This window comes from Streptomyces sp. NPDC039465, assembly GCF_055639315.1.
Genome location: NZ_JBVKAP010000007.1, coordinates 73,046 through 95,599, shown reverse-complemented (window position 1 = coordinate 95,599; position 22,554 = coordinate 73,046). Strand labels below are relative to the sequence as shown.

Here is a 22,554-nt window from a genome sequence, read left to right as displayed (position 1 = left end):
GCGAGAGCGTCAGGAGAGGCGCTCGATCACCATGGCCATGCCCTGACCACCGCCGACGCACATCGTCTCAAGACCGAACTGCTTGTCGTGGAACTGGAGGCTGTTGATCAGCGTGCCGGTGATCCGGGCGCCGGTCATGCCGAAGGGGTGGCCGACGGCGATGGCGCCGCCGTTGACGTTCAGCTTCTCCAGCGGGATGTTCAGGTCCCGGTAGGAGGGGATGACCTGGGCCGCGAAGGCCTCGTTGATCTCGAACAGGTCGATGTCGTCGACGGTCAGACCGGCCCGCTTGAGCGCCTGCTTGGACGCCTCCACCGGACCGAGGCCCATGATCTCCGGCGACAGGCCGGTGACACCGGTCGACACGATCCGGGCGAGCGGGGTGAGGCCGAGGTCCCGGGCCTTGGTGTCGCTCATGATGACGAGCGCGGCGGCGCCGTCGTTCAGCGGGCAGCAGTTCGCGGCGGTGACCAGACCGTCGGGGCGGAAGACGGGCTTGAGGCCCTGCACGCCCTCCAGGGTCACGCCGGCGCGCGGGCCGTCGTCCGCGGAGACGACGGTGCCGTCCGGCGTCGTGACCGGGGTGATCTCCCGCTCCCAGAAGCCGTTCTTGATGGCCGCCTCGGCGAGGTTCTGGGACCGCACGCCGAACTCGTCCATGTCCGCGCGGGTCACGCCCTTGAGCCGGGCCAGGTTCTCGGCGGTCTGGCCCATCGCGATGTACGCGTCCGGGATCAGGCCGTCCTCGCGCGGGTCGTGCCAGTCGGTGCCCTCCTGCTGGGCGCGCTCGGCGGTACGGGCCTCGGCCTCGGCGAAGAGGGGGTTGTGGGTGTCCGGCAGCCCGTCGCTGGAGCCCTTGACGCTACGGGACACCATCTCGACGCCCGCGGAGATGAAGACGTCGCCCTCGCCCGCCTTGATGGCGTGCAGCGCCATGCGGGAGGTCTGGAGGGAGGAGGAGCAGTAGCGGGTGATGGTGCAGCCCGGGAGGTGGTCCATCCCCATCTGCACGGAGACGATCCGCCCGAGGTTGTGCCCCTGCTCACCACCGGGCAGACCGCAGCCCAGCATCAGGTCGTCGATCTCCCGCGGGTCCAGCTCGGGCACCTTCGCGAGCGCGGCCTGAATGATCGTGGCGGTCAGATCGTCGGGCCGGACGTCCTTGAGGGAGCCCTTGAAGGCCCGGCCGATGGGGGAACGGGCGGCAGAGACGATCACGGCTTCGGGCATCACGGCTCCAAGGGGCGGGATTGCGGGACTGACTGGGAAGTTACCCGCACGTATCGCATTGGTCACGGTGCTGGGTGTGTGATGCGGGCCTCTTTTCTAAGCGAGCGCTCAGTGTGGTGCGGGCCCGGGACTCTCGGCCCCAAGCTACGACGCACCCCCCGCCCCCCGGCGGGTCTCCTCCTCCGTCGGGACCGGGGCTTCCGTCGTCGCGGGGAGACGGCGGCGACGGCGGTGCTTCAGGAGCGCCCACGGGGCACGCGCACCCGTCACCTCCGTGCCCGCCTCCGCCGCCGCCTCGGCCGCCGCCTTCGCCACCGGCAGCATGCCCTCCCGGCGGCCCGCCTCCAGCCGGTCCGCCTCCGGCCACAGACCCAGCACCGCGCACACCGTCGGCAGCACCGCCATCGCCGCCGTCGCATAGCCCTCGGCCGACGGGTGGTAGTTGTCCACCCCGAACATCTCCCGGGGGTTCGCCGCGAACTCCGGCCCCAGCAGATCTCCCAGCGACACCGTCCGCCCGCCCTGCTCCACCACCACGATCGTCTGCGCCGCCGCCAGCTGCCGCGACGCCCGCCGCGCCAGCCACCGCAGCGGCTGGTACACCGGCTCGATCGTGCCCAGATCCGGGCACGTACCGACCACCACCTCAGCCCCCGCCGTCCGCAGCCTGCGCACCGCCGCCGCCAGATACCGCACCGACTGCGTCGGCGGCATGCGATGCGTCACATCGTTCGCGCCGATCATCACCACACACACATCCGGCTGCCACGGCATCGCCTGCAGCAGCGACACCTGCCGCTCCAGATCGTCCGACCGCGCCCCCGGCAACGCCACGTTCCGCATCTCCACCGGCCGCTCCCCGACCGCCGCGAGACCCGACGCCAGCAGCGCCCCCGGCGTCTGACCCGCCCGGCGCACCCCTTGCCCCGCCGCCGTCGAATCACCCAGCAGGGCCAGCCGCAGCGGCTCCGCCGGCCCGTACCCCTTGCCGTAGAGGCCGTCCGCACCCGGCGGCAGCGGCGCCACACCGCCCCCCACCGACCGCTTCGCCAGTTGCATCTCCGCCAGCAGCACGCCGACCGCCGCGGCGCCCAGCAGCCCGATGCTCCCGCCGCCGTACGCCGCGCCCGCCGCGATCCGCCGTGCCACCCTCGCCCTCGACATAGGGGCCGCCACCTCCTCTTCGCCGTTCAAGAGCTAACTGCCCCGTAACCGCCTCCGACTACGCATACGCTGGCGGCACCATTACGGAGACCCCGGAGATTACGGTGCAATTCCACGACTCGATGATCAGCCTCGTCGGCAACACCCCGCTGGTGAAGCTCAACAGTGTGACGGAAGGCCTCCAGGCCACCGTCCTGGCCAAGGTCGAGTACTTCAACCCGGGCGGCTCGGTCAAGGACCGCATCGCCGTCCGCATGATCGAGGCGGCCGAAGAGAGCGGCGCGCTCAAGCCCGGCGGCACCATCGTCGAGCCCACGTCCGGCAACACCGGCGTCGGCCTCGCGATCGTGGCCCAGCAGAAGGGCTACAAGTGCATCTTCGTCTGCCCCGACAAGGTCTCGACCGACAAGATCAACGTGCTGCGGGCGTACGGCGCCGAAGTCGTCGTCTGCCCGACCGCCGTCGACCCCGAGCACCCCGACTCGTACTACAACGTCTCGGACCGGCTCGTCCGTGAAACCCCCGGTGCCTGGAAGCCCGACCAGTACTCGAACCCGAACAACCCCCGTTCGCACTACGAGACCACCGGCCCCGAGCTCTGGGAGCAGACAGACGGGAAGATCACCCACTTCGTCGCCGGCGTCGGCACCGGCGGCACGATCTCGGGCACCGGCAACTACCTCAAGGAGGTGTCCGGCGGCAAGGTCAAGGTCATCGGCGCCGACCCGGAGGGCTCCGTGTACTCCGGCGGCTCCGGCCGCCCGTACCTGGTCGAGGGCGTCGGCGAGGACTTCTGGCCGACCGCGTACGACCCGAACGTCACCGACGAGATCGTCGCCGTGTCCGACAAGGACTCCTTCCAGATGACCCGCCGCCTCGCCAAGGAGGAGGGCCTGCTCGTCGGCGGCTCCTGCGGCATGGCGGTCGTCGCGGCGCTGCGCGTCGCCGAAGGCCTCGGCCCCGACGACGTCGTCGTCGTCCTCCTGCCCGACTCCGGCCGCGGCTACCTGTCGAAGATCTTCAACGACGAATGGATGGCCGACTACGGCTTCCTGGAGGAGACCGGCTCCGCCACCGTCGGCGACGTCCTGCGCCACAAGGAAGGCGGCATGCCCTCCCTCGTCCACATGCACCCGGACGAGACGGTCGGTCAGGCCATCGAAGTACTCCGCGAATACGGCGTCTCCCAGATGCCCATCGTCAAGCCCGGCGCCGGCCACCCCGACGTCATGGCCGCCGAAGTCGTCGGCTCCGTCGTCGAACGCGAGCTCCTCGACGCCCTCTTCACCAAGCGCGCCGAGCTGGACGACGCGCTCGACAAGCACATGAGCCCGCCGCTGCCGCAGGTCGGCTCCGGCGAGCCGGTCGCCGACCTCATGTCCGTGCTCGGTGCGGCCGACGCGGCGATCGTGCTCGTCGAAGGCAAGCCCACCGGTGTGGTGAGCCGTCAGGACCTGCTCGCCTTCCTTGCCAAGGACGGCGCCAAGTAGGCGGGACGGACGTGGGGTTCGCGCAAACGGTACGAGCGCGACACGTACCCGCAGCACCCGCTTAACACGCGTCCGGCAGATTGATCCCTGTCGGCGTCACGGACCTCCGGAGCGGCTCCCGGACCTCCAACGACGCCCAGGACGCGGAGACCGGCCCTGACCCGGGCCCGTGTCCCCCACGGGAACCGCCGTCGTCCCGCCCCCCGGCAACGGGGGTGCGGCGGTTCCCGTGCTGCATTTTTTGAGGGCTCGGTTCGCCTCCGGGGCGCTTTCAGCGTGCTCCGACGGTCGATCGTGCTCGGCTGCTCGTTCCTCGCAGCCTCCGCGCGTTCTCCCTTTCGGCGCCCGCGCGCCCCTTCGGCTCACTCGCCAGGCGGTCGTGGGCGGCGTCAGGCAGGCGGTCGTGGGCGTCCTTAAGGCGGTCCTGTTAGCCGTCCGAGCCGGGCCGGCGCGGACGACCACCCCGGAACGCGTGGACGAAGTTCACGCCGACGATGCCGAGCCACGTCACGATCAGGCCCTCCAGATGCGCCTGATGCGCCGCGATCGCCGAAATCGGGACGGCGAGGACCAGCGAGATGATGCCGAAGCCATAGCGCTCGCCCCAGTTCTCGCCGCCCGGCTGCGGCGGGCGGCCGCCGCGCGCCACCACCAGCTGGTGCTCAGCCGTCTGACGCCGCACCTGGCGCTCCACGGCCCCGTCCAGACGCTGCTCGACCTTCTCCAGGAAGGACTCGATGAGCGCCGACTCGTACTCCGTACCCAGCTCACGGCGGGCCTGCAGCGTGGCGTCGAGGTCGGACTTCAGTTCGGTGTCGCGGGCATCCATGCCGTTACGGTACGGAGCCCGCCAGGGCGTTGTCAGTGGGGGTAACCCCCCACTCCGCGCCGTCCGTCCCCCGGACACTTCTTGCCCGGCTGCATATCCTCATGCAGAGTTTTGGGTGAGTGAATAGGACGAAGGGGGACGGCATGAGCGACAGCCCGGCCGGGCGGCTCCAGGAATTGTTCGAGGGGCACCGTCTGACACCGACGCAGCGCCGGATCGCCCACTGCATGGTGCGCCGGGCCGCCGACGTGCCGTTCCTGTCCAGTGTCGAACTGGCCGAGCTCGCCGGCGTCAGCCAGCCGTCCGTCACCCGCTTCGCGGTCGCCCTCGGCTTCGACGGCTACCCCGCGCTCCGCAAGCACCTACGCGAGGTCACCCCCGGCGAGCCCGCCGCGACCGCCGGGACCCCGTACAACGAGTACCAGCAGGCCGTCCAGGCCGAGATCGAGAACCTCCGCCACCTCTGCGAGCTGCTCGCCGACCCGGCGCCGGTCGAGCGGGCCGGGCGGCTGCTCGCCGCGTCCCGGCCGCTGCCGGTCCTCGGGCTGCGCGCGGCCTCCTCGCAGGCGCGTGGCTTCGCCTACTTCGCGGGCAAGGTCCACCCCGACGTACGGCTGCTCGACGAGGGCGGCTCGATGCTCACCGACCGGATCGACGTGGCCGTACGGGCCGGGGCCTCGGCGCTGCTCTGCTTCGCGCTGCCCCGCCACCCCAGGGAGGTCGTGGAGTCGCTGCAGTACGCCCGCTCGTCCGGGCTGACGGTGGTGACCGTCGCCGACTCGGCGTTCGCGCCGGTCGCCCGGCACAGCGATCTGCTCATCCCGGCGGCCGTCGGCACCGGCCTCGCCTTCGACACGGCCTGCGCGCCGATGCTGCTGGGCCGCGTGCTCCTGGAGGCCATGTGCGACGGCCTGCCGGACGCACAGGCGCGCCTGGAGGAGTTCGACGCGGGCGCGGCGGCGCGGGGCCTGTTCGTCGAGTAGGCCCGCACGCCGCGGCCGCCGCGGCTCAGACCTCCAGCTCGGACTCGATCTTCTTCAGCTGGTGGCGGGCCATCGCCAGATTCGCCCGGCCCTTGTCCAGCGCCAGGTAGAGGAAGAGCCCGCCCGTGCCCCGGCCCCTGAGCAGCCGGATCAGGTGGTACTGCCCGCCGAGGGTGATCAGGATGTCCTCGATCTCGTCGTTGAGGCCGAGCATCTCCATCGTGCGGACCTTGGCGCGGACCACATCGGTGTTCCCGGCGGCCGCGACCGCCAGGTCGAGGTCCTTGCCGCCGCCCGCGATGCCGAGCGCCATGCCGCTGGTGTAGTCGACGAGGGCGGCGCCGAGCGCGCCGTCGATCGCGGTGAGGGCTTCCTTGAGGGAGGTTTCGGTGTTGGCCATGGGTCTCGCACTTCCTTTTCGTCTGCCTGTGGCTCGTCTGCCTGTGGTTCGTCTGCCTGTTGTCCGGTGCTTTCCGTGGTGCGCGGCTGGGGTCAGGAGGGCTCCTTGCGTTCGAGGGCCCCGTCGACCAGCTCGCCGATCCGTGCGCTGGAGCGCCGGGCCTCCAGATGGAGCCGGCCCACATTGATCCGGGGCTCCGCGAGCAGCGTCAGCACCGCCGAGGCGCCCGCCGCGTAGGTGGCGACGTAGCCGTGTTCGCCCCGTACGAGCAGCTCGCGGAAGCCGCCCTGGCCGGTGGTCTCGGCGAGCCGCTGCGCGACCCCGAGCGCCGCCGCGGTCAGCGCGGCCACGGCCTCCGCCTCGGTGTCGACGGTGTTCTGGGCCAGGACCAGCCCGTCGGCGCTGGCCGCGAGCGCCCCCGTGAGCTGCGGCAGCCTGGCCCGCAGCCGTCTGAGCTCGCCGAGCACCTCGGCTTCTGCCGTCATCAGCTGTCTCCTTTCGGCACGCATGCGCAGGGCGCGCCTCATGACGGCGGACGGAGTGCCTGGAGGGCCGGGCGCGGGGTGGGGCGGTGGATCACAGATGTGCCTCCAGGGCGTCACGGAGCCTGCGGAGCAGGGCGATGTCCGGGTCGGCCGCCACCTCGCCCACCCAGGTGGGGAGCGCGGGCGGAGCCTCCGGCAGCGGGTCGAACGGGGTCTCGACGAGCCCGGCGGCCGCGAGCCGCCGTACGTCGAGCAGGGTGTGGAACGCCGGCCGGCCCAGGAGACGGGCGATGCCCGCCGGGGTGCGTACGCCGTCGGCCGCGGCGAGCAGGGTGCGCTGACGCAGGCTCACCGTCTGCCCGGGCGCGGCCGGGCGGGGCACCACGGGCGCGGTGTCGACCGCCGCGTACGGCCAGACGCTGTCGAGGAGTTCGCGGCGGCGCAGGGTCTCGCGCTCGACGGCCGCCGCGGAGACCGGCCGTACGGTCCCGAACCAGTGCCCGACCCCGTACCGGAACCGGGTCGGCCCGCTCGCCGGGGCCAGGGCGAAGAAGGCGGCGTCGAACACCGCGCCCAGGTGGCAGATCTCCAGCTCGCCGCCGCCGAGCCGGCCGCTGTCCACCAGGAAGCGGCCCACCGCGCTGCGGGCCCCGGCCCGGTCGACGGCCTCGTCCCAGCCCTCCTGGGGGAGCCGGCCGCCGGCGGTGAGCAGCACGTCCAGGCTCGGGGAGGCGGGGCTCTCGGCGTGCACGACCCGGCCGTCGACGAGGTAGAGGGTGCCGTGGTCGCGCAGCAGGGCGCCGGTGGCGCGCTCGGCGGCGAGACGGGCGAGCATGGGGGACACGGTCATCCGAGGACCAGTCTCTCGGCGAGGTCGCCCAGACGTATCCGGGCGAGGGCGAGGTTGCCGACGGAGCGGTCGAGCCACAGATGCAGGAAGACGCTGCTGTCGAAGGACGTCTCGACGAACCTGATGACGTGGTAGCCGCTGCGGGTGGTGACGATGACGTCCTCGACGGGCGGGCCCTTGGGTAACTCCTCGCCGTCGGACGCGGCCGCAAACGACTCGTACTCGGCGGCCGCGCGGGCCAGTTCGGCGGTCTCGGCGGCGGTCGTCTCGTGGTTGCCGACCGGCGAGTCCCCCGCGGTGCCGAGCGCGAGCCCGCTCGTCCAGTCGACCAGGGAGGCTCCGCGCGCGCCGGGCAGGGCCATGGCCTCGTGCAGGCACTCGTCGATTCCGGGCACGCGGGTTCCCCTCCCGATGAAGCGTGCGGCGTGTCGGCAGTGACGGTGACGTTACTCAACGTTTCTGCCGGGGAGGGGAGTTCTGGCAATTTCCATCGGAACATGCCCGGGAATGGTTGGATGCGGACCCCGCTCTCCGGGCCTATTCCTCGCCGTGCACCTTCAGCACGATCTTGTTGACCACCCACAGCCCGATGCCGATGGCCAGCAGGATTCCGGCCCGGATGTACACGTCCGCGGCGCGTTCGGCCAGCGGGCTGGCCAGGATCACCGACGTGATCGCGCCCAGTACGGGCAGAGCCGTCGGTGTCCGGAAGTGTGCGTGCGGCACCCGGTCCTTACGCAGCACGAGGACGGCCACGTTCACCACCGCGAAGACGCAGAGCAGCAGGAAGGCCGTGGTGTCACCGAGGCCTTCGATCTCACCCGTGGAGACCAGGGCGATGGCGATGAGGGTGACGAAGATGATGCCCGTCAGAGGCGTGCGGCGGCGCCTGAGGACCCGGCCCATGATGCGCGGCAGGACGCGCTCGTTGGCCAGGCCGTAGCAGAGCCGCGAGGCCATCATGATGTTGATGAGCGCGGAGTTGGTGACGGCGAACAGCGCGATCAGGGCGAAGAGCTTGGGCGGGAAGTCCACTCCGCCCGCCTTCACGACCTCAAGGAGCGGTCCGCTGGACTGCTCCAGCACCTCGTAGTCGACGAGCAGCGAGGACACCAGCGCGACCAGGACGTAGATCGTGCCGGTGATGGTGACGCCGAGGAAGATGGCCCGGGGGAACGCGCGGACCGGGTCATGGGTCTCCTCCGCCATGTTGACGGAGTCCTCGAAGCCGACGAAGGCGAAGAAGCCGAGCGCGGTCGCCCCGAGGATGCTGGTGATCAGCGCGTAGCCGGTGCCGGAAGCCTCGAACTCGCCCAGACGTGACGGCTCCCCGTCGCCGTTGATCACGGCCCAGGCGCCGATCCCCAGGATGATCACGAGGCCGGTGAGCTCCACGAGGGTCAGGACGACGTTGGTCTTCACCGACTCCGACACGCCGCGCAGCGCGAGCGAGGCGAGCGCGATGATGAAGACGATCGCGAGGAGGGTGGGCGGGATGGCGTCCGTGAACTCCTGGAAGTAGTCGCCGCTGAAGGCCCGCGCGGCGGCGCTCGCGGACGAGAGGCCGGAGCACATCACCATGAAGGCGACGATGAAGGTGATGAAGGGGACCTTGAACGCCTTCTGGGTGTAGAGCGCGGCGCCGGCCGCCTTGGGGTACTTGCCGACGAGCTCCACGTACGAGGCGGCTGTCAGCAGCGCCACCACGAAGCCGATCACGAACGGCAGCCAGAGCGCGCCGCCGACCTTTCCGGCGACCTTGCCCGTGGTGGCGTAGATGCCGGTGCCCAGGATGTCGCCGATGACGAAGAGGAGCAGCAGCTTCGGGCCGATGGCCCGCTTCAGGGGCGGCTGCTGCTCCGGTGCTTGCCCGGACGTGGACGCGGTGGTGGCCATGTGACACCTCTCCCGTTTGCCGATGGGAAGGTTCCTGCCCGGCGGACGGCCCGGGATGCCCGCCAGTCACCCGTACGGCCAGGTGAACGGCGGAGGTGTGCGGCGCCGTGGCTCAGCCGCCGCGGCGCTCGATCGAGGCGGCGACGTCGTCGAGGTCCTTGGTGATGGCCCTGCTGACGGCCTTGGCGCCGAGGCCCCCGAGCACCTTGGTGACCATCCCCATCGCGCCGCCGGGCGGGGTGGCCGTGAAGACCATCCGTACCATCGTCGCCTTGCCGTCGGATCCGGCGGGCCGCAGCGTGAACTCGGAGACGTAACGGGTGCGATGGGACTCGGCCTCCACCACATAGCGGTCGGGCGGGACGCTCGCAGTCACCCACATCTCCTCCGTGGCTTCCTTGCCGAGCATCCGCCGGGTCTCGCGCCATCGGGTGCCCACACCGAAGCCCCCCTCGGTGAGCACCTCGACCTTCTCCACCCCGCTGAGCACCCGCTCCATGCTCTGCAGGTCCGTCAGCGCCTCCCACACCGGCCCGGGAGGCGCCTGGATCAGTCGCTCGACGACGACGCTCTTGGTAGCCATGGATCCATGGAAGCACCGGGGTGTGACAACCGCCCGTGGTGCTGGGCCGGACCGGGACGTACCCGGACCGGGACCCCTACGGCCGCCGGGCCGACTGGTCGAGCAGCGCGTCCGGTTGGCCGCCGCCCGCCTCGGCGACGATCTCGTCGAGGCTCTGCGCGGCCCGTACGACCGAGAAACGGACGCTGCCGTCGGGGTCGAGCGTGAAGCCGTGGACGGCGGGTCGGGGCAGGCTGTTGTAGCCGTAGTGACTGGAGAAGTAGTACGCGCCGGTGTCGAGGACCGCGACCACGTCCCCCTGCTCCAGCAGGGGCAGCGGGCGGCCGGTGGCCAGCAGGTCGCCCGCGAAGCAGGCGGGCCCGGCCACGTCCTGGACGGTCTCCGAGCCGGACTTGGGCAGCCCCTTGGCGTCGTACGCGGCGATCCGCAGCGGCCACGAGCGCGGGTCGTGGACGGTACGGGTGGCGACCTGGACGCCCGCGTGGGTGACGGCGATCGGGCGGCCGCCGGAGCTCTTGGTGTACTCCACGCGCGCGAGGATCGTGCCGTGCTTGGCGAGCAGGGCCCGCCCGAACTCGGTGACCAGGGCGTACCGCCCGTCGAACAGCCCGGGCACGGTCTGCTTCAGCAGCCGCGCGTAGTCCGCGAAGGTCGGCGTCTGCTCCTCGGAGGCGAAGTTCACCGGCAGACCGCCGCCGATGTCCACGGTGTCGATCTGCTGCCGGCCCACGGCCGCGTTGATCTCCTCGGCGAGTTCGTACGCGGCCTGGACCCCGGACACCATCAGCGGCAGCGGCAGGCCCTGGGAGCCGGTGTGGGTGTGCAGGCGGGTCAGCCAGGGCCGCTCCGCGTAGGTCCGTACGACCTGGGCCCGGGCCCCCTCGTCGCGCAGCCCCACCCCGAACTTCGAGGTCGTGGTGGCCGTCGACAGCGCCCCGATGCTGCCGGCCCCGACCTGCGGATTGACCCGCAGGCCGAGCGGCGAGCGGGTGGGCGCGGAGGCCACCAGGGCGTCGATGCGGTCCAGCTCCTGGGGGTTGTCGGCGTTGACCGCGATCCCCAGGGCGAGGGCCTCGCGCAGTTCGGCCGGTGTCTTGGCGGGGGAGTCGAGGACCGTACGGCCCGGCGGGATCCCGGCGGCGCGGGCCAGCGCCAGCTCCCCGGGGCTGGCCACCTCGGCGCCGAGCCCGGCGTCGCGCAGCAGCCGGAGCACGGGCACGAGCGGGCACGCCTTCACGGCGAAGGCGTGCAGGACGGGTGCGTCGGTGATCTCCGCGAAGGCCTGGGTGAGCGCCGTGGCCGAGGCGCGGATACCGGCCACGTCGAGCAGAGCGGTGAGCGGGACGGCGGCGGGCAGGAGTCCTTGTTCGACGGCCGCGTGCACGGCCTGATCGCGACGGTCGGAAGCCATGTCGGCCAGCCAATCATCCGACGGAGACCGCCGCAGCTGTTGACTGAAACTATTCACCCCAGCAATATGTGAATAACAGGATCAACAAAGGATTGTCGACGGAGGAGGCACCGCCATGTCAGGACCCCGCCCCGTACGGGCCCCGCGCGGTACGGAACTGAGCGCCCTGGGATGGCAGCAGGAGGCCGCCCTCCGCATGCTCCAGAACAACCTCGACCCCGAGGTCGCCGAGCACCCCGACAAGCTCGTCGTCTACGGCGGCACCGGCAAGGCCGCCCGCGACTGGCGCTCCTTCGACGCGATGGTGCGCACCCTGAAGACCCTCAAGCAGGACGAGACGATGCTCGTCCAGTCCGGCCGCCCCGTCGGCGTCATGCAGACCCACGAATGGGCGCCGCGCGTCCTCATCGCCAACTCCAACCTCGTCGGCGACTGGGCCAACTGGGAGGAGTTCCGGCGGCTGGAGCAGCTGGGCCTGACCATGTACGGCCAGATGACCGCCGGGTCATGGATCTACATCGGCACCCAGGGCATCCTCCAGGGCACGTACGAGACCTTCGCCGCCGTCGCCGCGAAGAAGTTCAACGGCACCCTCGCCGGGACGATCACCCTCACCGCCGGACTCGGCGGCATGGGCGGCGCCCAGCCGCTCGCCGTCACCATGAACGACGGCGTCGCCATCTGCATCGACTGCGACCCGCGCGCCATCGAGCGCCGGATCGAACACCGCTACCTCGACGTGAAGGCCGACAGCCTGGAGCACGCCCTCCAGCTCGCCGTCGAGGCCCGCGACGCCCGCCGCCCGCTCTCCATCGGCCTCCTCGGCAACGCCGCCGAGCTGCTGCCCCGCATGCTGGCCGAGAGCGCCCCGATCGACATCGTCACCGACCAGACCTCGGCCCACGACCCGCTGTCGTACCTCCCGATCGGCATCGACTTCGACGACATGGCCACGGCCGCGGCCAAGGACCCGGCGGGCTTCACCACCCGCGCCCGCGAATCCATGGCCAAGCACGTCGAGGCCATGGTCGGCTTCATGGACGCGGGCGCCGAGGTCTTCGACTACGGCAACTCGATCCGCGGCGAGGCCCAGCTGGCCGGCTACGACCGGGCCTTCGCCTTCCCCGGCTTCGTCCCCGCCTACATCCGCCCCCTCTTCTGCGAGGGCAAGGGCCCCTTCCGCTGGGCGGCCCTCTCCGGCGAGGCGTCCGACATCCACAAGACCGACAAGGCGATCCTCGACCTCTTCCCCGAGAACGAGTCCCTGCACCGCTGGATCAAGATGGCCGGCGAGCGCGTCCACTTCCAGGGCCTGCCCGCCCGCATCTGCTGGCTCGGCTACGGCGAGCGCGACCGCGCCGGCGAGCGCTTCAACGACATGGTGGCCTCCGGCGAGCTGGCCGCCCCGCTCGCGATCGGCCGCGACCACCTCGACTGCGGCTCCGTCGCCTCCCCGTACCGCGAGACCGAGGCCATGCTCGACGGCTCCGACGCGATCGCCGACTGGCCCCTCCTGAACGCCATGGTCAACGTCGCCTCGGGCGCCTCCTGGGTCTCCCTCCACCACGGCGGCGGCGTCGGCATGGGCCGCTCCATCCACGCGGGCCAGGTCACCGTCGCCGACGGCACCCCCCTCGCGGCCGAGAAGATCCGCCGCGTCCTGACGAACGACCCGGGCATGGGTGTGATCCGCCACGTGGACGCGGGCTACGACATCGCGGAGTCGGTCGCGGACGCGAAGGGCGTACGCGTCCCGATGCGCGAGGGTGACGAAGCGTGACCGGGGCCGACGACGGGCTTGTGGGCATTCGTTCCGCTGGGCAAGGGGGGCACCTCCCAGGCGAAGCTCTGGGGGCGGGTGGGCGCCACCTGGCGAAGCCGGGCCCAAGCTTCCACACCATGTGGGCAGAGCTCGCAGAAATCGGCCGCGACACCCACACCCGGGGCTACCGCCGCTACGCCTGGACCGGCCCCGACGCCGACTGCCGCACCTGGTTCCAGGAGCAGGCCGAGGCCCGCGGGCTGACCTACGAGACCGACCGCAACGGCAATCAGTGGGCCTGGCTCGGCGACCCCGCCCAGGGGGACGCCGTCGTCACCGGCTCGCACCTGGACTCCGTCCCCGACGGCGGCGCCTTCGACGGCCCCCTCGGCGTCGTGTCCGCCTTCGCCGCGCTCGACGAACTCCGCCGCCGCGGAGCGGAGTTCACCCACCCCCTCGCGCTCACCAACTTCGGTGACGAAGAAGGCGCGCGGTTCGGCCTCGCCTGCGTCGGATCCCGGCTCACCGCCGGGCAGCTGACCAAGGACAAGGCGTACGAACTGCGGGACGCCGACGGGATCACCCTCCCGGCGGCGATGGAGGCGGCCGGGTACGACCCGGCCGCCATCGGCCCCGACCCCGAGCGCCTCGCCCGCATCGGCGCCTTCGTCGAACTCCACGTCGAGCAGGGCCGCGCGCTCGACCTGAGCGGCGACGCCGTCGGCATCGCCTCCGCGATCTGGCCGCACGGCCGCTGGCGGTACGACTTCCACGGCGAGGCCAACCACGCCGGCACGACCCGGCTCGTCGACCGCCGTGACCCGATGCTGACGTACGCCGAGACCGTCCTCGCCGCCCGCCGCGAGGCCGAACTCGCCGGCGCCGTCGCCACCTTCGGCAAGATCTCCGTCGAGCCGAACGGCGTCAACGCCATCCCCTCCCTGGTCCGCGGCTGGCTCGACTCGCGCGCCGCCGACCAGACCACCCTCGACACCGTCACCGCCGGCATCGAGGCCGCCGCCCGCGACCACGCCCAGCGCCACGGCGTCGACCTGACCGTCGTCCGGGAGTCGTTCACCCCGGTGATCGAGTTCGAGCACGCCCTGCGCGACGAGCTGAACAAGATCCTCGGCGGGGCCGTCCCCGTGCTCGGCACCGGCGCGGGACACGACGCCGGTATTCTGTCCGGCTCCATCCCCACCGCCATGCTGTTCGTACGGAACCCCACAGGCGTCTCCCACTCCCCGGCCGAGTTCGCCGCCGAGGACGACTGCGTCGCCGGGGTCCTCGCACTCGCCGACGTACTGGAGGGGCTCGCGTGCAGGTGACGTACTGGCTGGAACACGCCTGGCTCGGCACACACGTCGAGCCGGGCGTGGCCCTGGAGGTGGCGGACGGCCGGATCGCCGCCGTACGGACCGGGGTCCCGTCCCCGCCGCCCGGCGCCGAGATCCTGCGCGGCCTGACCATCTCCGGCCTCGCCAACGCCCACAGCCACGCCTTCCACCGCGCCCTGCGCGGCACGGTCCAGGTCGGCTCCGGGACTTTCTGGACCTGGCGCGAGGTCATGTACAAGGTCGCCGCCCGGCTGACCCCGGACTCGTACCACGCGCTCGCCCGCGCCGTGTACGCCGAGATGGCACTCGCCGGCATCACCTCCGTAGGCGAATTCCACTACCTCCACCACGCCCCGGGCGGCACCCCTTACGCCGACCCGAACGCCATGGGCGAGGCCCTGATCGCGGCGGCCGGCGAGGCCGGCATCCGCATCACCCTGCTCGACACCGCCTATCTCTCCTCGGGCTTCGGCGAACCGCCCACCACCCCCCAGCTGCGCTTCTCCGACGGCACCGCCGAAGCGTGGGCAGAGCGGGCCGCACAGCTCAAGGAACGCGAGGGCGTACGGATCGGCGCCGCCGTCCACTCCGTACGGGCCGTCCCGGCCGACCAGCTGGCCACCGTCGCCCGATGGGCCGAGGACCGGCAGGCACCCCTGCACGTCCACCTCTCCGAGCAGACCGCCGAGAACGACGCCTGCCAGGCCGCCCACGGCCGCACCCCCACCCAGCTCCTCGCCGACCACGGCGTCCTGGGCCCGCGCACCACCGGCGTGCACAACACCCATCTCACCGACGCCGACATCGCCCTCCTCGGCACCACCACCACCGGCACCTGCATGTGCCCCACCACCGAACGCGACCTCGCGGACGGCATCGGCCCGGCGGTCGCCCTCCAGCGGGCCGGATCCCCGCTCTCGCTGGGCAGCGACAGCCACGCCGTCGTCGACCTCCTGGAGGAGGCGCGGGCGATGGAGCTCGACGAGCGGCTGCGCTCGCGCACCCGCGGCCACTGGACGGCCGCGGCCCTGCTGCGCGCCGCCACCGCCGACGGCCACGCCGCCCTCGGCCTGCCCGACGCGGGCCACCTGGAGGCCGGCGCGCTCGCCGACTTCACCACGATCGCGCTGGACTCCGTCAGGACAGCGGGACCGCAGCCGCGTCTGGCAGCTGAGACAGCGGTATTCGCCGCGTCGGCGGCAGATGTCCGGCACACCGTCGTGGCCGGCCGACACGTCGTACGGGACGGGCACCACGCGCTGATCCCGGACGTCCCGCGAGCACTGACGGACTCGATCGCCGCGCTGCACGACTGAAGGAGACGTTCCCCACCATGAACAGCGCCCCCGAGACCACGAACACCCCCGCGGCGACGCCCGGCCCCGCGACGGCGAACAGCGCCGTCGCGGCGGCGGCCACCGTCATCACCAACATCGCCAGTCTGGTCACCAACAACCCCTCCCTCGGTGACGGATCCCCTCTCGGCCTGATCCAGGACGCGGCCGTCGTCATCGACGGCGACCGTGTCGTCTGGGTCGGTGAATCAAGCAAAGCACCCGCCACTGACAATCGCGTCGACGCCGGCGGCAGGGCCGTGATCCCCGGCTTCGTCGACTCCCACTCCCACCTCGTCTTCGCGGGCGACCGCACCGCCGAGTTCAACGCCCGGATGTCCGGCCGCGCCTACAGCGCGGGCGGCATCCGTACGACGGTCGCCGCCACCCGCGCCGCCAGCGACGAGGCCCTGGAGGCCAACCTCACCCGCCACCTGGCCGAGGCGCTGCGTCAGGGCACGACCACCTTCGAGACCAAGTCGGGCTACGGCCTCACCGTCGAGGACGAGGCCCGCGCCCTGCGCATCGCGGCCCGCCACACCGAAGAGGTCACCTACCTCGGCGCGCACATCGTCTCCCCGGACTACGCCGACGACCCGGCGGCCTACGTCGCCCTGGTCACCGGCGAGATGCTGGAGGCGTGCGCGCCGTACGCCCGCTGGGTCGACGTCTTCTGCGAGAAGGGCGCGTTCGACGGCGACCAGGCCCGCGCGATCCTCACCGCCGGCCAGGCCAAGGGCCTGATCCCGCGCGTCCACGCCAACCAGCTCTCGTACGGTCCTGGCGTCCAGCTCGCCGTCGAACTCGACGCGGCCAGCGCCGACCACTGCACTCACCTCACCGACGCGGACGTGGACGCACTGGCCTCCGGCAACACCGTCGCCACGCTGCTGCCCGGCGCCGAGTTCTCCACCCGCGCCGAGTGGCCCGACGCCCGCCGCCTCCTGGACGCGGGCGTGACCGTCGCCCTGTCCACGGACTGCAACCCGGGCTCCTCCTACACCTCGTCCGTCCCCTTCTGCATCGCACTCGCGGTCCGCGACATGCGGATGACCCCCGACGAGGCCCTCTGGTCCGCCACGGCCGGCGGCGCGGCCGCCCTCCGCCGCCAGGACATCGGCCACCTGACCCCCGGCGCCCGTGCGGACCTGACCATCCTGGACGCCCCGTCACACGTCCACCTGGCCTACCGCCCGGGCGTCCCGCTGGTGAGCGAGGTCTGGCGGAAGGGGGAGCGGGTCACGCCCTGACGTCCTGCTGGCGCAGCTCCTTGACCACACGGCTCACCGTGGCGAAGTCGTCGTCGACGTGGAGCACGGTCAGGCCGTGGTGCACGGCGGTGGCACACAGCAGCAGGTCGATGGGGCCTGCGGAGCGGTGCTGCCCGTGTTGCGTCAGCTTGTACTGAGCCGTCTCGACCCAACGCCACGCGTTCTTCGGTACGGAGGCGGGACGGCACAGCGTGTCGATCAGGTCGGCGAGTTCGTCCCGATGGGCCGGGCCCGTTGCCGAGTAGAGAAATTCGGCTCGTGTCGGCTCACACAGATGGAACGCGCCCGCGCCGATGTAGGCCTCCCATGTGGTGATGGCCGTCGGCGTGCGGAACAAGTACCACAGCGCCGACGCGTCCAGCAGGTATGAGTTCACGTGCGCCCTGCCCGCCGGGCCTTTTTGGCTGCCTCGTGCGCGGCGGCTGCTTCGTCGAACTCGCCCCGCGCGCCGCGTGCCGCGAGGTCTTCCGCCGCCCTGATGCGCTCGATTCGTTCGACGTACTCGCGAAGGGCCGTGTTCACCGTCTCCTTCTTGGTGCGCGTCCCCATGAGCTTCATGGCGGCTTCCAGGAGAACCTCGTCGAGGTCGATCTGAGTGACGGCCATGGCGTCTCCCGCGATGTTGGTGATGTTTAACATCAATGTACATCGCCCTTACAGTCGCGGCAGCGGCCCGGTTCGTCGCTGCGGAACGCCCGGTCGCAGCCCTCGCAGGTCTGCATCGGGACCTGCTTGGGGCCCTCCGGCTCCGGCGGGAGTTCCGGCGGCAGCCACTCGCGGAGGCGGTGTTCCAGCAGCCGTCCCGGCCAGCGGATCGTCCCGGCCGGAAGCTCGCCCGCGAGGGTCCGGGCGGCGGCGGTCGGGGTGACCCCGCGCTCCAGCCAGCGCTGGACGCCGGGGGCGAGGCGCCGGACGTCGGTCTCCGAGAGCAGCAGCCGAGGGTCGTGCTGCCGCAGCCGGGCGAGGAGCGCGGCGGCGGGCTTCAGCTCGTCGGTGAGCTCGGGCAGCCGGGGCTTGGGCTCGGTACGCGTCTTGACGGGCCGCTCGACGGGCGGAGGTGCGGGGGCCTTCACCTGATCGGCTGCGTGCGGATGTTCGTACCACCGCGTACGGGTGACAATCCGCGACCCGCCCAGCCGCTCGACCTTGCGCTCCAGATAGCCCGCCGCCTCCAGCTCCCTGAGCGCCTTGGAGATCCGTGCCTCGCCCTCCGGGAAGCGGGCCGTCAGCACCTTTACGCCGATCAGGGCGCCGTCGGGCAGCGATTGGATGTACACCCCGATCCCGATCGCGCAGGCGGAGAGCTGCCGATGCTGGGCCAGATGGTTGCCGACGACGGTGAACTTCTCGTCGTGGCGATGCCGGACGTGGGTGACTCCGGCGACGGACGAACCGCCGCGCGCGGGCGTCCGCGCGCTAAACTGCGCAACAGTCATGGGGAAGGTGTTCGCTTCCTGATGATGAGGCCCTCGACCGGGATGCCAGTCCCGACCGGGGGCCGAAATCTTTTATGGAGTTTGGGAGTTGGCGCGACCGTACCGTGCCGACCAGGCGTTCTGCCACCTTGTCACCCGAACGTGTGAGACGTCTGGTTTGGGTAGGAGTGGTTTCACTCCCGTTCTTTGAACGGGGATGTCGTGGATCGTCGGTTCACACGCCACCGGGTCGCAGAATCCCGCGACCCAGGGCGGTGACGAACGAGGCCCAGGCGCCGGACTCGAAGACCAGTGCTGGTCCGGCGGGGTTCTTGCTGTCCCGGACGGGGACGACGGCGGGGAGGTTGTCGGCGACCTCGACGCAGTTCCCGCCGTCCGGGTTGCTGTACGAGCTCTTGCGCCAGGTGGCGCCGACGAGGAAGTCGTCGGAGACTTCGACGCACTGCCCGCCGTCCGCGTTGCTGTACGAGCTCTTGCGCCAGGTCACGTTGGTCAGATCGATGGCTCGCACGCTGCATCCTCCAACGTCTGCGTAATGAACTTCCGCGTATCGGACGGGGAAAGGGCCAGATCGCGGACCTGATCGTAACTGAGCTGGAGTCGCTCGACCGAGGCAGTTTCCTCGACCAGTTCGCCTGTGAGTGCGGTCTCCACCCAGGTCACCGTTCGGCCGTCGTTGAGCCGCAGGAACATCGCGTCGGTGTTCGACAGGGCGTAGAGCCCGACAGAGTGCCGTACGACCTGAATGGTGACGTTCCGGCGCTCCCCAACCGTCAGCAGGTGTTCCAACTGCTCGCGCCACGCTGCGGCATCCGCCAGCGGCGAGCGCAGCACCGTCTCGGACAGGATCGTGCGGAACGCCGGAGCGCTGTCTCCCGCCAGCAGCTCCCGTCGTCCTATCCGTGCCTCGACCTGGCGAGTCAGCTCCCCGCCCGTCGTGCCGCCTGCCGACAGTAGAGTCCGCGCGTACGCCTCGGTCTGAAGCAGGCCCGGCAGGACGCTTACGGCGTAGTGCCAGAGGCTCATCGCCTCCGCCTCCAGCATCATGTACCGCCGATAGCGTTCCTTGAACTGCGTCGGATCCCCCACCGCCAGCTCCCACAACGCCAGCAGCAACCCCGGCGTCCCGTAATGCTGGTCCAGCGCCTGGACAACCTCCGGGCCGCCCAGCGTCTCGCCGTTCTCCATCTTGCCGAACAGCGACCAGTCCCAGCCCAGCACCTCACCCAGCCGGCGCAGGCTCTCGCCCCGCTCGGTCCGCAGTAACCGGAGCTCCTCCGCGAAGCGCTTGCGCGGTTCCTGGCTCCGGCCCGTGATCACCCGTCTCGGTGGCATGGGTGTTCCTCCGTGGAAGGTGTGGAACTACCGGCGCGAGGTGGGGAAGTACGCCCGACTTCGGTCTTCGTTCCCTGTTCCCGGGGCCATTCTCGTAGCGCCCGGAACGCGCACGGTAGTCGAATTCCGGCGCCTCGCGCTGATGTTGGACGCAAGGAGCGGAATGGAGCGGAACGTATGGCGAGTGAAGGACAGGCTGCTGCCCCGGAGTGTGGGGACCAGGTCTACGACCCGGTCACCCGGCGCGTCGGGGAGTACCGAGGTGAAGCCGGGCCGTACGTGATGCTGCGCCCCCTCGGCGGCGGTCTTGAGTGGGAGGCCGACCCCGCGCAGCTCCGCCCGGCCACCCCCGCCGAGCGCCTGAGCGCCGGGGTGAAGGCCGCCAACGAGCGGGCCTTGCGGGCGGCCCGATGAGGCCCGAAGACTTCGACACCCCCCGCCCGCCGGCCCCCACCCCCGGCTGCCCGACCTGCCGCGCCCTTGCCGACCGACGCGAGGCGGCCCGCCTCCGCCGCGACGGCAGCGCGGAAACGGACGCCAACGTCCTCCTCCGCCGCCACCAGCGCTCGGCTCACTAGAGAGCCTCCAGCAGACGTGACCCGCTCAATTTCACCTGCGGAGGAAGACTTGCCGTCGCCAGGGGGTCGCAGCGTTCGCAGCGATTCCGATGGCCAGAGCGATTGCGGCAACAGCCCAACTGAAGGGGTCTGTGGCCGAGTTGGCCGTCCAGTCCCAGCAGTTGAGGAGGCGAAGGCTGAGGCCATGGGGATGACCCAACCGAGTTCCCAGGGAAGAAACTGATCGTCGGCAACGGAGGCTACGACGGCCCCCTTTGGTGACGACGAGAAAGGCATCGGACTCATGTCGACACGCTTCCGTGTGCCGGGCGAAACCCTCAGCCGTCTGGGGGCCCTGGAGTGGTTCAAGCTCAGCGCGGTGCCTCACCCGGACTACGGACACCTTCAAGTGCCCTATGTCGGCTGGTGGTTCGCCCAGCCCTCGCCTGAGAAGCTCCAGACCATCGAAGAGGCCGTCCGAACGGCACCGACCCAGGTGGACTGGCGCGTGGACACGTCCCGGCGGAACTGGCTCCTCGCTCCGGCGCGCATCCTGGGAGACGGTGCGAACCCGGCAGCCTCGCCCGCTTTCGACCAGCGCGTCGAGGAGGCAACCCGCGATCAGGAGTTCTGCGCTCAGGCTCTGGACGATCTCGACGCGATCATGCGAACCCTGGGCGAGCTCACCGCTGCGCGGGAGAACTCGCACTCAGTGAGGTTTTCTCAGTGGCGCGATTCTTCCCATCCCGTTTGGCGCTGATCGTCGCGATGACAGCTCCGTCGCTGACTGGGAGCGACATGTCAACGAGTAGCGCCCCTGCCATCGGGCAGGGCGTTGCTCGAGATGGTCTGTTTCAGGATGCCTTTTGGTCGGCGGGCTTCTCGATCTCGGTGGTCACCCGTGCCCCTCGGAAGAGCACCGGGAGCCACAGGAGACATGCCAGCAGGGGGACCGCGGCGTAGGTGGCCATGCCCACACTGGAGCCCAACCCGTCCATGAGCGCGCCGAGGACGAGATAGCCGATGCCGATGAGCGCCGACTCCACGAATGCGATCATCGACAGCAGGCTCGCCCGGTGGCGCGACGGCACTGCCTCGTTGAACACGTTGTCCACGAGCACGGCGGTGATCTCGGGAATCCCGGCCAGGACCAGGAACGCGGCGATGGTGACCCAGACAAGGCCGAGGCCGCTCAGGCCGAGCGCCACGGCGAGCGTCAGGAGAGACACCGGGACGATGACCCGATACCCGATGCGCCGGTCCGCGCGGTCCGACAGCAATGGAGTGAGCCCGCCAGCGAAGAATCCCGCCGCTATGACCACGCTGACCAATGCGGTGCCCGCTCCCTGATCGGAGAGGGTCTTCTGCGTAAAAATGATGTACGGCGTCAAAGTCGCATGCATCAATCCGGACACCACGACAAGCGTCACGAGCGCCGGCGTGGCGACCCGAAGCATCGCCCGCCATGCTGTGGCGTCGCCGTGCTCCTCGGCTCCGCCCTGCTCGTCCACCGCGTCCGCGCCGCGGATCTCGGGCACCCCTGACATCAGCACCACCATGGCCAGGACGAGGCACGCCGCCGAACCGACGTAGACGACTCCCCAGGAAATCTGCTGCAGTTGGCCGCCGAGGACGATGGCGGCTCCCGAGGTGACCGTCCCGAGCATGGTGAACCGGGACTTGATCTTGACGTAGCTGGCCGTTGCACCGCGACGCACGAGCAGGTCGTACAGCAGGGCGGTGTCCGAACCGGACACACATGCCATGCCCACGCCCTGCCCGATGAACAGCGCCAGGAACACCCAGTAGTTGGAGAACGCCACCTGACCGAGCAGACATCCAGCTATCAGCATCTGGCCGATCACGATGCTGGCACGCCTGCCGATTCGGTCGGCGATGACTCCCGTCGGCAACTCCGCAAGTCCACTGACCAGGTAGAGCAGTGTCTGCAGTAGGGCCACTTGCCCGACGGAGAAGCCGCGCTGATAAAGGAAGAGGACGAATACGCCGCGCTGGAAAAGCGTGTTGGCGAGCACGGCGTATACGTAGAACGGGCGCGTGACACTTCGTGCTGCATCGTCGACTGCAGCCGACCCGCCAAGGGCCTCCGTGGTGCCGGTCATGCTGCGGGCTCCCCCTGGTGACTCCGGTGATCATTAGTGTTGGGTCTCCGCCGCCGACCGGAACCTCCAGTCCATACT

Annotated in this window: 24 protein-coding genes; 8 read left to right on the top strand and 16 right to left on the bottom strand. The window is 70.8% G+C overall.

Annotation, left to right across the window (positions count from 1 at the left end):
• Positions 1-9: 9 nt before the first annotated feature.
• A complete protein-coding gene (locus tag ACZ7LT_RS23225; protein ID WP_471237990.1) occupies positions 10-1,230 on the bottom strand; it encodes an acetyl-CoA C-acetyltransferase in 1,221 nt (406 codons plus the stop codon).
• Positions 1,231-1,374: 144 nt separating this feature from the next.
• The gene (locus ACZ7LT_RS23220) at positions 1,375-2,394 is read right to left on the bottom strand and encodes an SGNH/GDSL hydrolase family protein (RefSeq protein ID WP_471237989.1); all 1,020 of its coding nucleotides are present in this window, start codon (positions 2,392-2,394) and stop codon (positions 1,375-1,377) included.
• Positions 2,395-2,498: 104 nt separating this feature from the next.
• On the opposite strand from ACZ7LT_RS23220, the gene ACZ7LT_RS23215 reads away from it, so the two are divergent.
• Positions 2,499-3,884, top strand: coding sequence for a cystathionine beta-synthase (locus ACZ7LT_RS23215; RefSeq protein ID WP_471237988.1), 1,386 nt, complete (start codon positions 2,499-2,501; stop codon positions 3,882-3,884).
• Positions 3,885-4,311: 427 nt separating this feature from the next.
• On the opposite strand, the gene ACZ7LT_RS23210 is transcribed toward ACZ7LT_RS23215, so the two are convergent.
• On the bottom strand, positions 4,312-4,713 hold the full coding sequence (locus tag ACZ7LT_RS23210) for a hypothetical protein (protein ID WP_471237987.1): 402 nt from the start codon (positions 4,711-4,713) through the stop codon (positions 4,312-4,314).
• 143 nt (positions 4,714-4,856) lie between these two features.
• On the opposite strand from ACZ7LT_RS23210, the gene ACZ7LT_RS23205 reads away from it, so the two are divergent.
• Complete coding sequence (locus tag ACZ7LT_RS23205; RefSeq protein WP_471237986.1) at positions 4,857-5,696, top strand: MurR/RpiR family transcriptional regulator; 840 nt, start codon at positions 4,857-4,859, stop codon at positions 5,694-5,696.
• A gap of 25 nt (positions 5,697-5,721) precedes the next feature.
• Here ACZ7LT_RS23205 and ACZ7LT_RS23200 read toward each other — a convergent pair whose 3' ends face one another.
• The 7 genes from ACZ7LT_RS23200 to ACZ7LT_RS23170 all read right to left on the bottom strand — a co-directional run bounded on the left by ACZ7LT_RS23200 (position 5,722) and on the right by ACZ7LT_RS23170 (position 11,321).
• Positions 5,722-6,096 (bottom strand): hypothetical protein, encoded by a 375-nt coding sequence (locus tag ACZ7LT_RS23200; RefSeq protein ID WP_471237985.1) that lies wholly within the window; start codon positions 6,094-6,096, stop codon positions 5,722-5,724.
• Between the two features lie 92 nt (positions 6,097-6,188).
• A complete protein-coding gene (locus ACZ7LT_RS23195) occupies positions 6,189-6,581 on the bottom strand; it encodes a roadblock/LC7 domain-containing protein (protein ID WP_471237984.1) in 393 nt (130 codons plus the stop codon).
• A gap of 91 nt (positions 6,582-6,672) precedes the next feature.
• Positions 6,673-7,431, bottom strand: a complete 759-nt coding sequence (locus ACZ7LT_RS23190) for a transcriptional regulator (protein ID WP_471237983.1) — start codon at positions 7,429-7,431, stop codon at positions 6,673-6,675.
• Entirely contained in the window at positions 7,428-7,826 is a 399-nt protein-coding gene (locus ACZ7LT_RS23185) for a roadblock/LC7 domain-containing protein (RefSeq protein WP_471237982.1), read from the bottom strand. The genes ACZ7LT_RS23190 and ACZ7LT_RS23185 overlap by 4 nt, the downstream gene beginning before the upstream one ends.
• A 142-nt stretch (positions 7,827-7,968) precedes the next feature.
• The gene (locus ACZ7LT_RS23180; RefSeq protein ID WP_471237981.1) at positions 7,969-9,327 is read right to left on the bottom strand and encodes an APC family permease; all 1,359 of its coding nucleotides are present in this window, start codon (positions 9,325-9,327) and stop codon (positions 7,969-7,971) included.
• 112 nt (positions 9,328-9,439) lie between these two features.
• Entirely contained in the window at positions 9,440-9,910 is a 471-nt protein-coding gene (locus ACZ7LT_RS23175) for an SRPBCC family protein (RefSeq protein WP_471237980.1), read from the bottom strand.
• Between the two features lie 76 nt (positions 9,911-9,986).
• Positions 9,987-11,321: a type III PLP-dependent enzyme domain-containing protein gene (locus ACZ7LT_RS23170; protein ID WP_471237979.1), complete on the bottom strand. Its 1,335-nt coding sequence runs from the start codon at positions 11,319-11,321 to the stop codon at positions 9,987-9,989.
• Positions 11,322-11,436: 115 nt separating this feature from the next.
• On the opposite strand from ACZ7LT_RS23170, the gene hutU reads away from it, so the two are divergent.
• From hutU to hutI, 4 genes are all read left to right on the top strand, one after another.
• Positions 11,437-13,101, top strand: a complete 1,665-nt coding sequence (gene hutU / locus ACZ7LT_RS23165; RefSeq protein WP_471237978.1) for a urocanate hydratase — start codon at positions 11,437-11,439, stop codon at positions 13,099-13,101.
• 119 nt (positions 13,102-13,220) lie between these two features.
• Positions 13,221-14,411, top strand: a complete 1,191-nt coding sequence (locus ACZ7LT_RS23160; RefSeq protein ID WP_471237977.1) for an allantoate amidohydrolase — start codon at positions 13,221-13,223, stop codon at positions 14,409-14,411.
• Positions 14,402-15,736 (top strand): formimidoylglutamate deiminase, encoded by a 1,335-nt coding sequence (locus tag ACZ7LT_RS23155; RefSeq protein ID WP_471237976.1) that lies wholly within the window; start codon positions 14,402-14,404, stop codon positions 15,734-15,736. The genes ACZ7LT_RS23160 and ACZ7LT_RS23155 overlap by 10 nt, the downstream gene beginning before the upstream one ends.
• A 17-nt stretch (positions 15,737-15,753) precedes the next feature.
• Entirely contained in the window at positions 15,754-17,004 is a 1,251-nt protein-coding gene (hutI, locus tag ACZ7LT_RS23150) for an imidazolonepropionase (protein WP_471237975.1), read from the top strand.
• Here the strand turns inward: hutI and ACZ7LT_RS23145 are convergent.
• From ACZ7LT_RS23145 to ACZ7LT_RS23125, 5 genes are all read right to left on the bottom strand, one after another.
• Positions 16,994-17,401, bottom strand: coding sequence for a PIN domain-containing protein (locus ACZ7LT_RS23145; RefSeq protein ID WP_471237974.1), 408 nt, complete (start codon positions 17,399-17,401; stop codon positions 16,994-16,996). The genes hutI and ACZ7LT_RS23145 overlap by 11 nt on opposite strands.
• Positions 17,398-17,631: a type II toxin-antitoxin system VapB family antitoxin gene (locus tag ACZ7LT_RS23140; RefSeq protein ID WP_028797611.1), complete on the bottom strand. Its 234-nt coding sequence runs from the start codon at positions 17,629-17,631 to the stop codon at positions 17,398-17,400. The genes ACZ7LT_RS23145 and ACZ7LT_RS23140 overlap by 4 nt, the downstream gene beginning before the upstream one ends.
• A 32-nt stretch (positions 17,632-17,663) precedes the next feature.
• Complete coding sequence (locus ACZ7LT_RS23135) at positions 17,664-18,461, bottom strand: helix-turn-helix domain-containing protein (protein WP_471237973.1); 798 nt, start codon at positions 18,459-18,461, stop codon at positions 17,664-17,666.
• A 214-nt stretch (positions 18,462-18,675) separates the two neighbouring features.
• Complete coding sequence (locus tag ACZ7LT_RS23130; protein WP_471237972.1) at positions 18,676-18,972, bottom strand: DUF397 domain-containing protein; 297 nt, start codon at positions 18,970-18,972, stop codon at positions 18,676-18,678.
• Positions 18,954-19,796, bottom strand: coding sequence for a helix-turn-helix domain-containing protein (locus ACZ7LT_RS23125; RefSeq protein ID WP_471237970.1), 843 nt, complete (start codon positions 19,794-19,796; stop codon positions 18,954-18,956). The genes ACZ7LT_RS23130 and ACZ7LT_RS23125 overlap by 19 nt, the downstream gene beginning before the upstream one ends.
• Before the next feature lie 177 nt (positions 19,797-19,973).
• Here ACZ7LT_RS23125 and ACZ7LT_RS23120 point away from each other — a divergent pair, with 177 nt between their 5' ends.
• Both ACZ7LT_RS23120 and ACZ7LT_RS23115 read left to right on the top strand, forming a co-directional pair.
• Positions 19,974-20,210: a hypothetical protein gene (locus tag ACZ7LT_RS23120; protein ID WP_471237969.1), complete on the top strand. Its 237-nt coding sequence runs from the start codon at positions 19,974-19,976 to the stop codon at positions 20,208-20,210.
• A 447-nt stretch (positions 20,211-20,657) separates the two neighbouring features.
• Complete coding sequence (locus tag ACZ7LT_RS23115; RefSeq protein ID WP_471237968.1) at positions 20,658-21,113, top strand: hypothetical protein; 456 nt, start codon at positions 20,658-20,660, stop codon at positions 21,111-21,113.
• 94 nt (positions 21,114-21,207) lie between these two features.
• On the opposite strand, the gene ACZ7LT_RS23110 is transcribed toward ACZ7LT_RS23115, so the two are convergent.
• On the bottom strand, positions 21,208-22,476 hold the full coding sequence (locus tag ACZ7LT_RS23110) for an MFS transporter (RefSeq protein ID WP_471237967.1): 1,269 nt from the start codon (positions 22,474-22,476) through the stop codon (positions 21,208-21,210).
• Positions 22,477-22,554 lie beyond the last annotated feature (78 nt).

Bases quoted from the DNA above. Each gene is read 5' to 3' on its own strand.
- ACZ7LT_RS23120 (WP_471237969.1), top strand. From the start codon at position 19,974: ATGGCGAGTGAAGGACAGGCTGCTGCCCCGGAGTGTGGGGACCAGGTC.
- ACZ7LT_RS23190 (WP_471237983.1), bottom strand. From the start codon at position 7,431: ATGACCGTGTCCCCCATGCTCGCCCGTCTCGCCGCCGAGCGCGCCACC.
- hutU (WP_471237978.1), top strand. From the start codon at position 11,437: ATGTCAGGACCCCGCCCCGTACGGGCCCCGCGCGGTACGGAACTGAGC.
- ACZ7LT_RS23140 (WP_028797611.1), bottom strand. From the start codon at position 17,631: ATGGCCGTCACTCAGATCGACCTCGACGAGGTTCTCCTGGAAGCCGCC.
- ACZ7LT_RS23115 (WP_471237968.1), top strand. From the start codon at position 20,658: ATGTCGACACGCTTCCGTGTGCCGGGCGAAACCCTCAGCCGTCTGGGG.
- ACZ7LT_RS23170 (WP_471237979.1), bottom strand. From the start codon at position 11,321: ATGGCTTCCGACCGTCGCGATCAGGCCGTGCACGCGGCCGTCGAACAA.
- ACZ7LT_RS23210 (WP_471237987.1), bottom strand. From the start codon at position 4,713: ATGGATGCCCGCGACACCGAACTGAAGTCCGACCTCGACGCCACGCTG.
- ACZ7LT_RS23200 (WP_471237985.1), bottom strand. From the start codon at position 6,096: ATGGCCAACACCGAAACCTCCCTCAAGGAAGCCCTCACCGCGATCGAC.
- ACZ7LT_RS23205 (WP_471237986.1), top strand. From the start codon at position 4,857: ATGAGCGACAGCCCGGCCGGGCGGCTCCAGGAATTGTTCGAGGGGCAC.
- ACZ7LT_RS23125 (WP_471237970.1), bottom strand. From the start codon at position 19,796: ATGCCACCGAGACGGGTGATCACGGGCCGGAGCCAGGAACCGCGCAAG.
- ACZ7LT_RS23135 (WP_471237973.1), bottom strand. From the start codon at position 18,461: ATGACTGTTGCGCAGTTTAGCGCGCGGACGCCCGCGCGCGGCGGTTCG.
- ACZ7LT_RS23195 (WP_471237984.1), bottom strand. From the start codon at position 6,581: ATGACGGCAGAAGCCGAGGTGCTCGGCGAGCTCAGACGGCTGCGGGCC.
- ACZ7LT_RS23175 (WP_471237980.1), bottom strand. From the start codon at position 9,910: ATGGCTACCAAGAGCGTCGTCGTCGAGCGACTGATCCAGGCGCCTCCC.
- hutI (WP_471237975.1), top strand. From the start codon at position 15,754: ATGAACAGCGCCCCCGAGACCACGAACACCCCCGCGGCGACGCCCGGC.
- ACZ7LT_RS23220 (WP_471237989.1), bottom strand. From the start codon at position 2,394: ATGTCGAGGGCGAGGGTGGCACGGCGGATCGCGGCGGGCGCGGCGTAC.
- ACZ7LT_RS23225 (WP_471237990.1), bottom strand. From the start codon at position 1,230: ATGCCCGAAGCCGTGATCGTCTCTGCCGCCCGTTCCCCCATCGGCCGG.
- ACZ7LT_RS23160 (WP_471237977.1), top strand. From the start codon at position 13,221: ATGTGGGCAGAGCTCGCAGAAATCGGCCGCGACACCCACACCCGGGGC.
- ACZ7LT_RS23110 (WP_471237967.1), bottom strand. From the start codon at position 22,476: ATGACCGGCACCACGGAGGCCCTTGGCGGGTCGGCTGCAGTCGACGAT.
- ACZ7LT_RS23180 (WP_471237981.1), bottom strand. From the start codon at position 9,327: ATGGCCACCACCGCGTCCACGTCCGGGCAAGCACCGGAGCAGCAGCCG.